The sequence below is a fragment of the Halopseudomonas bauzanensis genome (assembly GCF_900114735.1).
Taxonomy (GTDB): domain Bacteria; phylum Pseudomonadota; class Gammaproteobacteria; order Pseudomonadales; family Pseudomonadaceae; genus Halopseudomonas; species Halopseudomonas bauzanensis.
Window position 1 is genome coordinate 144,655 of record NZ_FOUA01000002.1, and the last position, 13,912, is coordinate 158,566.

12 protein-coding genes are annotated in these 13,912 nt (G+C 61.1%); 9 read left to right on the top strand and 3 right to left on the bottom strand.

Annotated features, from left to right (window positions below; all coding sequences use genetic code 11):
* The first annotated feature begins 4 nt into the window (after window positions 1-4).
* The 3 genes from BM267_RS07040 to BM267_RS07050 all read left to right on the top strand — a co-directional run bounded on the left by BM267_RS07040 (window position 5) and on the right by BM267_RS07050 (window position 4,078).
* Entirely contained in the window at window positions 5-1,609 is a 1,605-nt protein-coding gene (locus tag BM267_RS07040) for a tetratricopeptide repeat-containing response regulator (RefSeq protein ID WP_074779108.1), read from the top strand.
* Entirely contained in the window at window positions 1,606-2,301 is a 696-nt protein-coding gene (locus BM267_RS07045) for a sensor histidine kinase (RefSeq protein WP_074779106.1), read from the top strand. The genes BM267_RS07040 and BM267_RS07045 overlap by 4 nt, the downstream gene beginning before the upstream one ends.
* A gap of 118 nt (window positions 2,302-2,419) precedes the next feature.
* Window positions 2,420-4,078 carry a long-chain-fatty-acid--CoA ligase gene (locus tag BM267_RS07050; RefSeq protein WP_074779104.1) on the top strand — a complete coding sequence of 553 codons (1,659 nt, stop codon included), beginning with the start codon at window positions 2,420-2,422 and terminating at the stop codon, window positions 4,076-4,078.
* Between the two features lie 246 nt (window positions 4,079-4,324).
* Here the strand turns inward: BM267_RS07050 and BM267_RS07055 are convergent, their stop codons facing one another.
* Together BM267_RS07055 and BM267_RS07060 are read right to left on the bottom strand one after the other, a co-directional pair.
* Window positions 4,325-5,350, bottom strand: coding sequence for an NADP-dependent oxidoreductase (locus BM267_RS07055; protein WP_074779281.1), 1,026 nt, complete (start codon window positions 5,348-5,350; stop codon window positions 4,325-4,327).
* 176 nt (window positions 5,351-5,526) lie between these two features.
* Window positions 5,527-6,063, bottom strand: coding sequence for a gamma carbonic anhydrase family protein (locus tag BM267_RS07060; RefSeq protein WP_074779102.1), 537 nt, complete (start codon window positions 6,061-6,063; stop codon window positions 5,527-5,529).
* A 137-nt stretch (window positions 6,064-6,200) separates the two neighbouring features.
* On the opposite strand from BM267_RS07060, the gene prlC reads away from it, so the two are divergent.
* Entirely contained in the window at window positions 6,201-8,261 is a 2,061-nt protein-coding gene (gene prlC, locus BM267_RS07065) for an oligopeptidase A (protein WP_074779100.1), read from the top strand.
* Window positions 8,258-8,530, top strand: a complete 273-nt coding sequence (locus BM267_RS07070; protein ID WP_036991511.1) for a YheV family putative zinc ribbon protein — start codon at window positions 8,258-8,260, stop codon at window positions 8,528-8,530. The genes prlC and BM267_RS07070 overlap by 4 nt, the downstream gene beginning before the upstream one ends.
* A 163-nt stretch (window positions 8,531-8,693) precedes the next feature.
* Here BM267_RS07070 and BM267_RS07075 read toward each other — a convergent pair whose 3' ends face one another.
* Window positions 8,694-9,350 (bottom strand): hypothetical protein, encoded by a 657-nt coding sequence (locus tag BM267_RS07075; RefSeq protein ID WP_074779098.1) that lies wholly within the window; start codon window positions 9,348-9,350, stop codon window positions 8,694-8,696.
* A gap of 335 nt (window positions 9,351-9,685) precedes the next feature.
* On the opposite strand from BM267_RS07075, the gene coxB reads away from it, so the two are divergent.
* The 4 genes from coxB to BM267_RS07095 are packed head-to-tail and all read left to right on the top strand — an operon-like array spanning window position 9,686 to window position 13,906.
* Window positions 9,686-10,810, top strand: coding sequence for a cytochrome c oxidase subunit II (gene coxB, locus BM267_RS07080; RefSeq protein ID WP_074779096.1), 1,125 nt, complete (start codon window positions 9,686-9,688; stop codon window positions 10,808-10,810).
* Between the two features lie 10 nt (window positions 10,811-10,820).
* Window positions 10,821-12,404: a cytochrome c oxidase subunit I gene (ctaD, locus tag BM267_RS07085; protein ID WP_036991515.1), complete on the top strand. Its 1,584-nt coding sequence runs from the start codon at window positions 10,821-10,823 to the stop codon at window positions 12,402-12,404.
* A gap of 9 nt (window positions 12,405-12,413) precedes the next feature.
* Window positions 12,414-12,980, top strand: coding sequence for a cytochrome c oxidase assembly protein (locus BM267_RS07090; protein ID WP_036991517.1), 567 nt, complete (start codon window positions 12,414-12,416; stop codon window positions 12,978-12,980).
* Window positions 12,981-13,009: 29 nt separating this feature from the next.
* Window positions 13,010-13,906: a cytochrome c oxidase subunit 3 gene (locus tag BM267_RS07095; RefSeq protein WP_036991519.1), complete on the top strand. Its 897-nt coding sequence runs from the start codon at window positions 13,010-13,012 to the stop codon at window positions 13,904-13,906.
* Window positions 13,907-13,912: the final 6 nt, after the last annotated feature.

Sequence of the window (13,912 nt, forward strand, 5' to 3'; positions counted from 1 at the left end):
CTAGATGATCGAATACAACAACAAGCGCTTTCTCATCGTGGACGATTTCACCGATTTCCGCTCGGCGCTCACCGGCATGCTGCGGCAGATGGGCGTGGCGCATATCGATGCGGCGGTCAATGGTGAGGAGGCGCTGGCGCTGTGCCGCAAGCACACCTATGACGTCATCCTCCATGACTACAACCTCGGCAAGGGCAAGAACGGCCAGCAGGTGCTGGAAGAGCTGCACCATGACAAGCTGCTCAGCCCACATTGCATCTTCATCATTATCTCCGCCGAAAGCAGCCAGGCCATGGTCATGGCGGCGTTGGAGTGCGAACCGGACAGCTATCTGACCAAACCCTTCAACCTGGCCAGCCTGCAGCAGCGGCTGGACAAGTTGATCGCCATGAAGACCGTGCTGCATCCCGTACTGGATGCGCAGATGCGCGCCGATCATATGGCGGTGCTGGAAGCCTGCGCAGCGGTAATAGCAGCGCATCCACGGTACGCTCCGCAATGCCGCCGGCATCAGGTGACGGCGCTGGCCGCCTTGGGCCGACGTCAGGATCAGGAGCGCCTGCTGCGGTCACTGATCAGCGAGCGACCATTGCCCTGGGCGCTGGTGGCACTGGCCGATCTTTTGCGCGAGAGCGGACAACTGGACCACGCGCTGACGCTGTATCAGGACGGTATCCGTCAGTTCCCGCTGATCCCGGCATTGTATGACGGGCTCGCGGCCACGGAGCTGGCCCGCGGCAATCATGAGGAAGCCCAACAGCACCTGCAGCAAGGGCTGCGTATTTCGCCCAATTCGCTGCAGCGTCAGGAACGCATGGGCCAGATCGCGCAGCGCAACAATGATCATGAGCAAGCCGCACGGGCCTTTCGCCAGGCCGTTGATCTAGGCCGCAATTCGCTGTTTCGTAATCCCGACAATCATCTGAATCTCGCCTCCAGCCTTACCGCTCAAGCGGGCGACGGAGCGCTCGGCCAACGGGCGGTGGCGGAAATTCGTCAAACCCTGGGCGAGCTGGACAAAACCTGGCGCGACGACCCGGCGCTGTCGGTGCGTTCTCGCCTGATGCAGGCCCGCACCCTGGACAAGAGTGGCCATGCGACCGAAGCGCGCCGGCTGGCAGAGCAGGTGGCGGCTGATGTCGCGCAGTTGGAGAGCTTCTTCGATGCCGAGGTTGCCCTGCAAGTGGCCGGGCAGCTGCGTGATCTGGATCAGGCCGGATCGGCCGATGCGGTGTTGGCGACCTGTGCCGAAATGTACGGCGACGACCCGGAGGTGCTGGCTGACATCGCCCGGCATACCGACAACCCGGACATTCTTGCGGCCGGCTCCCAGGCCCTGGAATGGAACCGCCAGGCCATCCGACTGTACCAGCAGAAGAACTATGCCGAGGCGCTACAACGGTTCCGCCAGGCGCTGGCGAGCCAGCCGCGCAACATCAGCTTTGCCTTGAACACAGCACAGTCGCTGCTGCGTCTGATTGCCGCCGACCCGAAACCGGAACTGCTCGCCGAGTGTGAGCGCTGCCTGCAGCAGGCGGACGGGATGCCATCCAATGATCATCGCCGCGAGCGTTACCGCAAGCTTCGTGAACGGCTGGAGCAGTTATGAACGACAACGACCAGGAAGGGCTGGATTTTTCCACGGTATTGGCCTCTACCGTCCATGACATGAAGAATTCGCTGACGCTGATGATGCAGAGTTGGGCCCAGTGGATCGAGCGGCTGCCGCCCGAACTGGCACAATCAGGTGAGCGTGGAGTGATCGAATACGAATCCCTGCGGCTCAACGGCATGCTCATGCAGATGCTCGGTCTGTATAAACTGCAGCTCAATGCCCTGCCGCTGCGCCCCGACTGGGTGGAGGTGGACGATCTGCTGCAGGCCCAGCTGGCCCGGCACAGCGAGATTCTGCAGGCGCGCCAGATCAGCAGCAGCTACAGCATCGAACATGACGAGTTGCTGCATTTCATGGATGAAGAACTGATCAGTTCAGTGATTGCCAACGTAATCAATAACTCCATCCGCTATACCCGCACGGCCATCCATCTGCACGCCGCACAGGAGGATGGACAGTTGATGATCCTGGTCAGTGACGACGGCCAGGGTTATCCCGCCGATATGCTGGGCCGCTACAACACCGGCGCCCGCGATGCGGATGTCACCCAGAGCAGCACCGGGCTGGGGCTGTACTTCGGGCAATGCATTGCCCGGCTGCACCAGCGCAATGGCCGCCATGGTTACATCGAGCTGAGCAACGGCGGGCAGCTCGGTGGCGGCGAGTTCCGGCTATATCTGCCCTGAGCAGCCGTCGCACTTATGACCCATCAACACCATGGGTTCTGACGGTTTGCCAGCGGTGCAGGACATGCTTAGCTGATGGGCTCGACAATGATAACAACCGCCCACGGAGCCCTCGCGTATGTTCGATCGTCATTACGCCGTCTGGCCTGATCTGGTACCGCACTTTCTCGATCTGCCAGCGACCAGCCTGTATTCCAATCTGAGCATCTCCGCACTGCGCTACCCGCAACACCCCGCCATTATTTATTACGGGTCCACGCTGACCTACGCCGAACTCGAACGCCAGGCCGAGGCATTGGCCGGTTACCTGCAGCACACCGGGGTCAAGGCCGGCGACCGGGTGTTGCTGTACATGCAGAACAGCCCGCAATTCGTGATCGGCTTCTATGCCATCCTGCGGGCCAATGCGGTGGTGGTACCGGTCAACCCGATGAACCGCAAGGCCGAGCTGGAGTACCTGATCGCCGACACCGAGGCGCAGGTTGCCCTGTGCGGCCGCGAACTGCTGGATAACATCGGTGAGCTGCTGGATAGCAGCGGGCTGCGCGAAGTGGTGGTCGGCACCTACGGCGATTATGTGTGCGAACCCACCGATCTGGAGCTGCCCGAGGCAGTGACCCTGTCCGCCGACATGCCCCATCGCGATGGGCTTACCGCCTGGCAGCAGGCCCTGGATGCCGCCTACGAGCCGGGGCCACTGACCGCCGGGCCTGATGACCTGTGCGTGATTCCCTACAGCTCCGGCACCACCGGCAACCCCAAGGGCTGCGCCCATACCCATCACAGCGCCATGGCAACCACGGTCTATCCGTCGGTCTGGGGCAATAGTCAGCATAATGGCGTGCAACTGGTGTCGGTACCCATGTTCCATGTCACCGGCATGCAGGTGTGCATGAATGCCGCCATCTATCTGGGTGCCACCCAAGTGATCATGACCCGCTGGGATCGCCGGACCGCGGCGAAGTTGATCGAGCGTCATAGCATCACCGCCTGGCGCAACATTCCGACCATGGTGGTGGATCTGCTGTCCGACCCGGATATCGATCAGTACGACATCAGCAGCCTGCGGGCCATCGGCGGTGGTGGCGCTGCCATGCCGGCGGCTATTGCCGCCAAGCTGGAGGACAAGCTGGGGCTGCGGTATTCCGAGGGCTACGGGCTGTCGGAAACCCTCAGCGCCACCCACATGAACCCGCCACAGGCACCCAAGCCGCAGTGCCTGGGCATTCCGATCATCGGGGTCGATTCCCGGGTGGTCGACGTGGATAGCCTGCAGGAAGTCGGCGTGGGCGAGGTCGGTGAGATCGTATTGCAGGGCGAACAGCTGTTCCAGGGCTACTGGCGTCGCCCGGAGGCCACTGCCGAGGCCTTCATCGAGCTGGATGGCAAGCGCTTCTTCCGCACCGGTGATCTGGGCTACTACGACGAAGAAGGTTATTTCTTTCTGGTCGATAGGGTCAAGCGGATGATCAACGCCTCGGGCTACAAGGTCTGGCCGGCGGAAGTGGAATCGCTGTTGTACAGCCATCCGGCGGTGCGGGAAGTCTGCGTGATCTCAGTGCCGGATGAGCGCCGCGGGGAAACGGTCAAGGCGGTGATCGCGCTGGCGGCAGGGCATGCCGATACATCGGGCGATGACATTCTCACCTGGTGTCAGGCCAACATGTCTGCCTACAAATGTCCCAAGCTGATCCAATTCACCGACGCCCTGCCCAAATCACCTACCGGCAAGATCATGTGGCGGGCATTGCAGGAGCAGGAGTGGGCGAAGAGCTGATGGCGTACCGAGCGCCTGGCAACCTCTAGCTCCCTGGGAACGTCGGGTTTCCTGGGAACGTCGAGTTTCCTGGGAACGTCGAGCACCAGCTCGATGAAAGGCCTCGTTGACAGCCCCGTGGACGAGCTAGTGCTCGTCCCTCCCAGGGAGCGATTCGCTGGCGTGTCGAGTTCCATCTCGACACACCGCAGCCACCGCTGCCCCAGATGCCGGGGGTGAACCCGGTGGGGCCGCCTCTCCACGGCTTCAGTCGGCGATATGCACCAGCTGCTTGCCGAAGTTCTTGCCCTTGAGCATGCCCTTGAACGCCTCCACGGCGTTCTCCAGCCCTTCGGCTACCGTCTCGCGATACTTGAGGTTGCCGCTGGCCACCTGCTCGGCCAACAGGGTAGTGATTTCCTGGTGGCGGTCCTGCCACTCGGTAACCAAGAAGAAACGATGCTCCGGCTTGTTCTCGCCCATGGCGCCGAATACGTGGAACGGCGTCTCGACCTTGCTCGCGTCTTCGGCGTTATACGCCGATACGTAACCGCAAATCGGCACGCGCGAGCCCTTGTTCAGCAGCTTGGCAACCGCTCGGGTGACTTCACCGCCGACATTCTCGAAGTACACATCAATACCATTCGGGCAGGCCGCCGCCAGATCGCCTTCCAGATTGCCGGCCTTGTAGTCGACGCAGGCATCGAAGCCCAACTCCTCGACCACGAAGCGGCACTTCTCCTCACCACCGGCGATACCGACCACCCGGCACCCGAGCTGCTTGGCGGTCTGGCCAACCACGGTGCCGACCGGCCCGGAGGCAGCCGAAACCACCACGGTTTCCCCGGCCTGGGGTTTACCGACATAGGTCAGCCCGCAATAGCCGGTCCGGCCCGGCATGCCGGCCACGCCCAGATAAGTCTGCAGTGGCACACCGCGTGGCTCGATCTTGTAGATCATCGGCGCGTCACCGGGCACGATGCAGTATTCCTGCCATCCGGAATAACAGGTAACCAGATCGCCTTCATTGTAGTTGGGCGACTTGGACTCGATTACCCGACCCACACTTTCGCCAACCATGACTTCACCGATACCGACCGGGTCCATATAACCCTTGGAATCGTTCATGCGCGGGCGCATGTAGGGATCCAGGGACAGCCACAGGGTCTTGATCAGGATTTCGCCGTCGCGCAGTTCGCGTACCGGCGCTTCGGCCAGGACCAGATCGCCATCCTGGATTTCCCCCTGGGGGCGCCGCTCAAGAATTATTTTTCGATTGATAAGGGCAGACATGCTCAAGGCCTCCGAGCTGTGATGGGATGGGGCACCAGCCCCGGTTCTGCCCGAGCATAAACCACCGGGCACGCTGAACGGGTCGTTATTCATGGGAATGATTGCACGCCAGTATCCGCCATCATGCGCCAGCAGGTCATCATTCTCTCTAAAACCGTTCAGTGCGCCGGCGACTATCACAGCCCCTCTTGCAGGTACTGATCCTTCAACCGCACATAGTTGGCCGCGGTGTAGGGAAAGAACTCGCGCTCCTTGTCGCTCAGCGGACGCACTTCCTTCGCCGGGCTGCCCATGTACAGATAGCCGCTGCGCAGGGTCTTGTTGGCGGGTACCAGACTACCGGCGCCGAGGATCACTTCATCCTCGATCACGGCGCCATCCATGACGATACTGCCCATGCCGATCAGAATGCGGCTGCCGATCCGGCAACCATGCAGCAGCACCTTGTGGCCGATCGTTACATCGTCACCGATGATCAGCGGATAGCCTTCCGGGTTGAATGGCCCGGCGTGGGTGATGTGCAATACGCTGCCGTCCTGCACGCTGGTGCGCGCTCCGATGCGGATGCGATGCATGTCGCCGCGAATCACCGTGGCCGGCCATACCGAACAATCATCACCCAGCTCCACATCACCCAGCACCACCGCGCTGCTGTCCACGAATACGCACTCACCCAGAAGCGGCGTCTTGCCGGCAAATTGGCGTATATTCATCACTTACCCCTTGAATTGACTGGCTGTCGCCATCATCTAATTAGGCATTACAGCCGATTTCATTGGCTGCCAATGGCCTGCTGGTTTGATTACCATGGCGCCATTGTACGAACCCACGCTATTCAGGAAACCCCGCCATGTCCAATCCGCTGCTGCAGTCCTATGACCTGCCCCCATTCAGTTCGATCCAGCCGAGCCATGTCAAACCAGCCATTGAGCAGGTCATTGCGGATAGTCGCGCCCAGTTGGCGGAGCTGCTGGACAACCCGCCGGCACAATGGAGCTGGAGCACCCTGGTCGAGCCGCTGGATGAAATGGGCGAGCGTCTGTCCCGCGCCTGGTCACCGGTCAGCCACCTGAACGCGGTGATGAACAGCCCCGAGCTGCGCGATGCCTACAACAGCTGCCTGCCACTGCTCAGTCAGTTTTCTACCGAAATGGGTCAGAACCAGGCGCTGTACGCCGCCTACCGCCAGCTGGCCGACAGCACCGGTTTTGCTGAACTGGAGCCGGCACAGCAGACCATTATCGAGCATGCCCTGCGCGACTTCCGGCTGTCCGGTATCGCCCTGCCGCCCGAGCAACAGCAGCGCTACGGCGCACTGCAGATGCGCCTGTCGGAGCTGCAGAGCCGCTTCTCCAACCAGCTGATGGATGCTACCCAGGCGTGGACCAAGCACATCACCGACGCCGCGCAGCTGGACGGCCTGCCCGAATCGGCTCTGGCCCAGGCACGGCAGGCGGCCGCCGCCCGCGAACTGGACGGCTGGCTGATCACCCTGGAATTCCCCAGCTACTACGCGGTGATGACCTACGCCAATGACCGCGCCCTGCGCGAAGAGGTCTATACCGCTTACTGCACCCGCGCCTCGGACCAGGGCCCGAACGCCGGCGAGCATGACAACGGCCCGCTGATTACCGAGATTCTGCAGCTGCGTCAGGAGCTGGCCAGCCTGCTCGGCTATGCCAATTACGCCGAGCTGTCCCTGGCGACCAAGATGGCCGACAGCACCGATCAGGTGCTGGGTTTTCTGCGCGACCTCGGCCAGCGCAGCCGCGCCTTTGCCGAGGCCGACCTGCAGGCGTTGAAGGACTTTGCCGTGAGCAAGGGCTGCGCCGAACTGCAGAGCTGGGATACTGGCTACTACGCCGAGCAATTACGCCAGCATCGCTACGCTATCTCCCAGGAAGAGTTACGTCCCTGGTTCCCGGTAGATCGGGTCCTGCAAGGCATGTTCGGCGTGGTGGGACGACTGTACGGCATCGAGTTGCGTGAAGTCGCCGACTTCGAGCGCTGGCACGCCGATGCGCGGTTGTTCGAGGTGCTGGAAAACGGCGAAGTCATCGGCCGCTTCTTCCTCGACCTGTATGCCCGCAGCCACAAGCGCGGCGGCGCCTGGATGGACGGCGCCCGTGACCGCCGGCGCCTGCCGGGCGGCGAATTGCAGCGGCCGATCGCCTATCTGGTGTGCAACTTCACTCCGCCAGTCGCTACTGCGGCCGCGGGCGACCAGCCAGCATTGCTGACCCATGATGAAGTCACCACTTTGTTCCACGAGTTTGGTCACGGCCTGCATCACCTGCTGACCCGCGTCGACTACCCTGCCGCCTCGGGGATCAACGGCGTGGCCTGGGACGCCGTCGAGTTGCCCAGCCAGTTCATGGAAAATTGGTGCTGGGAGCCGGAAGGCCTGGCATTGATCTCCGGGCACCACGAAACCGGCGAGCCGCTGCCGCAGGACCTGCTGGACAAGATGCTGGCTGCCCGCAACTTCCAGTCCGGGCTGGGCATGTTGCGCCAGATCGAGTTCTCGCTGTTCGACTTCGAACTCCACGCCCAGGGCGATAATGGCCGCGGTGCGCGGGAAGTACTGGAAGCGGTGCGCAAGGAGATCTCGGTCATGCGACCGCCGGCGTTCAACCGTTTCGAGAATGGCTTCGCGCATATCTTCGCCGGGGGCTATGCCGCCGGTTACTATAGCTACAAGTGGGCCGAAGTGCTGTCAGCCGATGCTTTCTCCCGCTTCGAGGAAGAAGGCATCTTCAATGCCGAGACCGGCAAGGCCTTCCGCGACAATATCCTGGCCCGGGGTGGCAGCCGCGAACCCATGGAGTTGTTCGTCGCCTTCCGCGGCCGCGAGCCATCCGTAGACGCCCTGCTGCGCCACAGTGGCCTGACTGGAGAACAAGCAGCATGAACAATCAATCGGAACCGGTAAAACGCTTCATTGCCGGGGCGGTTTGCCCGGCATGCAGCCAGATGGATACCATCCGCATGTTTCAGGTGGACGAGGTACCCCATCGCGAATGCGTGGCCTGCGGCTACGCCGATACTCTGGATGAACGGGGCAACTCGGTTCCCAGCGAACTTCCTACCCGCGTGACCATCCAGCCATCGAGCAAGCCATCACCCACTTCGCACGTGGCGCAGTTCTATCCGAATCCGAAACTGAAGAAGAAGGACTGAAAGGAACGGCCGGGTTCCATTCCGGCCAGCGGCGTGTCCGGGGGCCTCGTTGGTCACGGACACTGCCTTGTGGCAGCGGGCTTGCCCGCGCAGGGGCCTGACAGAAAAGCGTCGCGGATCTGGTCGCTCCCATGGCAATACCGCCTCATCACCGCCACATCAATCACGGGCAATCAGGGGTATCCTCGCGCCAGGTAAGCCCTACCCCCAACTCCTCCGCCATGTTCGGCCAGCGGCGCCACATGTCCTGACGCACGTCTTCGTCGATGCCGGCCTTATAAGCCAGAAATGCCGGGCTCTCGAACACGTCCTCCGGCAATAGCCCCGCTACCGCTTCATCTACCGCCGCATCCAGCTGATTGGCATATTCCTCACCCAGCAGCTCATAGACGATCACGTTGGCCTTGGTGTTGCTCATGGGAATCAATGATTCGCCACCATGGCTGACGTAGCGGTCGTTGACTTCCTCCACCATCCGGTGGGCCAGATAAGCTTCGTCCAACAGTACGAGTAAGCCCCGATCAGATCCGGGCGTAGCCGATGGCCGCAGGAAAAATTCCTCCGCCACCTTCAACACCGGAATCAGCTGGGGCCGCATCTTTGCATGATTGGCTACCGACTGTGCGGCCTCCAGTATGTCCGGTACGCGCTCTATATAGGCCTGGATGAAATTGAACAGGGTGGTGCCAGCATCATCCCGCATGCTGATGGTTCGGTGCAGTTGCGGCAGTTTTCGATCAAGCCACTGCCGCAAGGCCTCACTACTGCCTGCGTCTTCGCGAGCAACTCGCACCCGCTCTCGTAATTCGGAAATTTTCATTGGTACTCCCGCTGGTGACGGGCCGGGTGGCACGCCAGCAAATGCTCAGGGTTTTGGGTTGGATTCAAGCTAGCAGAGTGCCTTCATATCGTCAAAGTGACTCATCGGTAAGCTGACAGGCTATATCGGCGCAGCTCGATTGCCCGCACGGCCGTGCCTTGAAACAGAGCCCATGCGCTCGGGAATTGACCGATTTGTGGCTTGACAATTCAATGAAAAACCACAATCAAAGCCATTGCCTTGATCGCGATCGGGTCTATACTCGGTTTTATCTGGTTACACCTTCAGGCGTCACCAGGGGAGTGATAAGAACAATAAGATAAGGGGAAACCGGGATGTTGCGACATGCACGTACCTGGCTGGGTGTGCTGTTCCTGATGGCACTCAGCGCCAATACCAGCGCCAGCTGGGAAGTCAACATGACACCGGGGGTGACGGAAGTCAGCCGCTCGGTTTTCAATCTGCACATGACCATCTTCTGGATTTCGGTGGTGATCGGCGCCATCGTCTTCGGCGTCATGTTCTGGTCCATGTTCATGCACCGCCGCTCCCGGGGTGCGGTGCCGGCCAAGTTCCATGAGAACCTCACCGTCGAGATTCTCTGGACAGTCATTCCGCTGCTGATCCTGGTCGGCATGGCCATTCCCGCGACCAAGACCCTGATCGAGATCTACGACACCGACGACGCCGATATCGACATCGTGATCACTGGCTACCAGTGGCGCTGGCAGTACAACTATCTGGGCGAAGATGTCAGTTTCATGAGCAATCTGGCGACGCCGCGCGACCAGATCGCCAACCAGGCCGCCAAGGGCGAGCATTATCTGCTGGAGGTGGATGAGCCCATGGTGGTGCCCACCGGGCAGAAGGTCCGCCTGCTGATCACCGCCGCCGATGTCATCCACTCCTGGTGGGTACCGGCGCTGGCGGTGAAGAAGGACGCCATCCCCGGCTTCATCAACGAGGCCTGGACTCGCATCGACGAACCCGGAATTTACCGTGGCCAGTGCACCGAGCTGTGCGGCCGTGACCATGCCTTCATGCCCATCGTGGTGGATGCCCGCACGCCGGAAGACTATGCCGCCTGGCTGGCCGAGAAGAAGGCCGCCGCTGCCGCCGAGGCCGAACTGACCAGCAAGGAATGGACCCTGGAGGAGCTGATGGAGCGCGGCGAGCGCGTCTACACCAGTACCTGTGTGGCTTGTCACCAGGCCAACGGTGAAGGCCTGCCGCCGATGTTCCCGGGACTCAAGGACAGCGACATGGTGCTCAACGATGTTGCCGCGCATATCGATGTGGTGGTCAACGGCGTGCCGGGGACTGCCATGGCCGCCTTCGGCAAGCAGCTGTCTGAAGTGGATATCGCTGCGGTCGTCACGTACGAGCGCAACGCCTGGGGCAACGACACCGGTGAAGTAGTCGCGCCCATCGATATCCTCAACTTCAAGAATGGCCAATAGGAGACCTGTCATGAGTGCAGTGATCGACAATCATCACGCCGACCATGCCCACGGTCCGGCCAAAGGTCCGATGCGCTGGATACTGACCACCAACCACAAGGATATCGGCTCGATGTACCTGTGGTTCAGCTTCGCCATGTTCCTGCTCGGTGGAACCCTGGCCATGGTCATCCGCGCCGAACTGTTCCAGCCCGGCCTGCAACTGGTGCAGCCGGAATTCTTCAACCAGATGACCACCATGCATGGCCTGATCATGGTGTTCGGCGCGGTGATGCCGGCCTTCGTCGGCCTGGCCAACTGGATGGTGCCGCTGATGATCGGCGCGCCGGACATGGCTCTGCCGCGGATGAACAACTTCAGCTTCTGGCTACTGCCGGCGGCCTTCGGGTTACTGATCTCGACGCTGTTCATGGAAGGCGGCGCGCCCAACTTCGGTTGGACCTTCTACGCGCCGCTGTCCACCACCTACGGGCCAGACAGCACCACTTTCTTCATCTTCGCCATCCACCTGGCGGGCATCAGCTCGATCATGGGCGCGATCAACATCATCGCCACCATTCTCAACCTGCGCGCACCCGGCATGACCCTGATGAAGATGCCGCTGTTTGTCTGGACCTGGCTGATCACCGCTTTCCTGCTGATCGCGGTGATGCCGGTGCTGGCCGGGGTGGTGACCATGATGCTGATGGATATCCATTTCGGCACCAGCTTCTTCAACGCTGCCGGCGGTGGCGATCCGGTGCTGTTCCAGCACATATTCTGGTTTTTCGGTCATCCCGAGGTGTACATCATGATCCTGCCGGCCTTCGGCGCGGTGAGCATGATCATCCCGGCGTTCAGCCGCAAGCCGCTGTTCGGCTACACCTCCATGGTCTACGCCACCGGCGCGATTGCCTTCCTGTCCTTCTCGGTATGGGCGCATCACATGTTCACCGTCGGCATCCCGCTGACCGGCGAGCTGTTCTTCATGTACGCCACCATGCTGATTGCGGTACCCACCGGGGTGAAGGTATTCAACTGGGCGACCACCATGTTCCGCGGCTCGCTGACCTTCGAGGCACCGATGCTGTTCGCCATCGCCTTCGTCATCCTGTTTACCATCGGCGGCTTCTCCGGGCTGATGCTGGCCATCGCGCCGGCAGACTTCCAGTACCACGACACCTACTTCGTGGTCGCGCACTTCCACTATGTGCTGGTGCCTGGAGCGATCTTCGGCATCTTCGCCTCGGCCTACTACTGGCTGCCGAAATGGACCGGTTACATGTATGACGAGGTGCTGGCCAAGACCCATTTCTGGATGTCCTTCGTCGGCATGAATCTGGCGTTCTTCCCGATGCACTTTGTCGGACTGGCGGGCATGCCGCGGCGTATCCCCGACTACAACATGATGTTCGCCAATTTCAACATGGTGTCCTCGGTCGGTGCCTTCATGTTCGGCGCCACCCAGTTACTGTTCCTGTTCATCGTCATCAAGTGCGTCCGCGGCGGCAAACCCGCCCCGGCCAAGCCATGGGACGGTGCCGAAGGGCTGGAATGGACGGTGCCATCACCCGCGCCGTACCACACCTTCAGCACCCCGCCAGAAGTGAAATAGGAGACTGTCATGAAAACCGAAGGTCTAAGTACCGCAAGTCTGGTCAAACGCCTGCTGCTGCTGGTGGTCGGCATGTTCGCCTTCGGTTTTCTGCTGGTGCCGATCTATGACGTGATGTGTCAGGCCTTCGGTATCAATGGCAAGACCGCGGGGTCCGTCTGGCAGGGCCAGGAGCAGGTGGATATGCAGCGTGAGGTGCGGGTGCAGTTCGTCTCCAGCAATGCCGAGGGCATGCGCTGGTCGTTCGGCCCCGAGGATAATGAAATCATGCTGCATCCGGGCGAGGCCCGCACCGTCAACTTCCTCGCTCACAACCCCACCGACCGGGTGATGGTGGCCCAGGCCATTCCCAGCGTCGCCCCCTCGCGGGCGGCGGCGTTCTTTCACAAGACCGAATGCTTCTGCTTCACCCAGCAGGTGCTGCAACCGGGTGAAAGCATCGAAATGCCGGTGCGTTTCGTGGTCGACCCGGCTCTGCCCAACGATGTGCGACGACTGACGCTGGCCTATACCCTGTTTGATGTGACCGAACGCATGGCGGCCAGCCTCGATCTGGCTGCAGTACATACCAACTGAATTCCGGCTGCCGATAAGGAGAACAACAGATGGCAAGTCACGAAGAACATGAAGTCTATTACGTCCCGGATCAGAGCAAATGGCCGATAGTCGGGTCCATCGGCCTGCTGGTCTCTGTCTTCGGCGCCGGTATGCTGATGAATGGCCTGAGCAGCGGCTCAGGCGCCTCGCCGGGCCAATACATCCTCTATGCCGGACTGCTGATTCTGGTGTGGATGTTCTTCGGCTGGTTCGGCAATGTCATCGAGGAAAGCCGTCAGGGTCTGTACAGCAAGCAGATGGACCGCTCGTTCCGCATGGGCATGACCTGGTTCATCTTTTCCGAGGTGATGTTCTTCGCCGCCTTCTTCGGTGCGCTGTTCTATGTGCGCGTGCTTACCGGCCCCTGGCTGGACGGCGTCGGCGAAAAGGGCTCAAGCAGCATGCTGTGGCCGGAATTCAACTTTTCCTGGCCGCTGATCAATAATCCCGACCCCACCGCCTTTCCGGGGCCACAGGAGACCATCAGCCCCTGGCAGCTGCCGCTCATCAACACCCTGCTGCTGATCGCTTCCAGCGTCACTCTGACCTTTGCCCACCACGCCCTGCGCGCCGACAAACGCAAGGCACTGAAGAACTGGCTGCTGTTGACTGTGGTGCTGGGGGTGATCTTCCTTGGCCTGCAACTGGCCGAATACGTCCACGCCTATCAGGACCTGGGGTTGACCCTGAGTTCGGGCATCTATGGTTCGACCTTTTTCATGCTCACCGGCTTCCACGGCTTCCACGTGACCATGGGGGCGATCATCCTGACGGTGATGCTGGTGCGCGTGCACAAGGGGCATTTCACACCGGATAATCACTTCGGCTTCGAGGCCGCCAGCTGGTACTGGCACTTCGTCGATGTGGTCTGGGTCGCGCTGTTCATCTTCGTCTACGTGTTGTGACCAGAG

Coding starts and splice junctions, on each gene's coding strand:
- BM267_RS07070 (WP_036991511.1), top strand. CDS start 8,258: ATGAACAATCAATCGGAACCGGTAAAACGCTTCATTGCCGGGGCGGTT.
- BM267_RS07075 (WP_074779098.1), bottom strand. CDS start 9,350: ATGAAAATTTCCGAATTACGAGAGCGGGTGCGAGTTGCTCGCGAAGAC.
- BM267_RS07095 (WP_036991519.1), top strand. CDS start 13,010: ATGGCAAGTCACGAAGAACATGAAGTCTATTACGTCCCGGATCAGAGC.
- BM267_RS07050 (WP_074779104.1), top strand. CDS start 2,420: ATGTTCGATCGTCATTACGCCGTCTGGCCTGATCTGGTACCGCACTTT.
- BM267_RS07060 (WP_074779102.1), bottom strand. CDS start 6,063: ATGAATATACGCCAATTTGCCGGCAAGACGCCGCTTCTGGGTGAGTGC.
- BM267_RS07045 (WP_074779106.1), top strand. CDS start 1,606: ATGAACGACAACGACCAGGAAGGGCTGGATTTTTCCACGGTATTGGCC.
- coxB (WP_074779096.1), top strand. CDS start 9,686: ATGTTGCGACATGCACGTACCTGGCTGGGTGTGCTGTTCCTGATGGCA.
- ctaD (WP_036991515.1), top strand. CDS start 10,821: ATGAGTGCAGTGATCGACAATCATCACGCCGACCATGCCCACGGTCCG.
- BM267_RS07055 (WP_074779281.1), bottom strand. CDS start 5,350: ATGTCTGCCCTTATCAATCGAAAAATAATTCTTGAGCGGCGCCCCCAG.
- prlC (WP_074779100.1), top strand. CDS start 6,201: ATGTCCAATCCGCTGCTGCAGTCCTATGACCTGCCCCCATTCAGTTCG.
- BM267_RS07040 (WP_074779108.1), top strand. CDS start 5: ATGATCGAATACAACAACAAGCGCTTTCTCATCGTGGACGATTTCACC.
- BM267_RS07090 (WP_036991517.1), top strand. CDS start 12,414: ATGAAAACCGAAGGTCTAAGTACCGCAAGTCTGGTCAAACGCCTGCTG.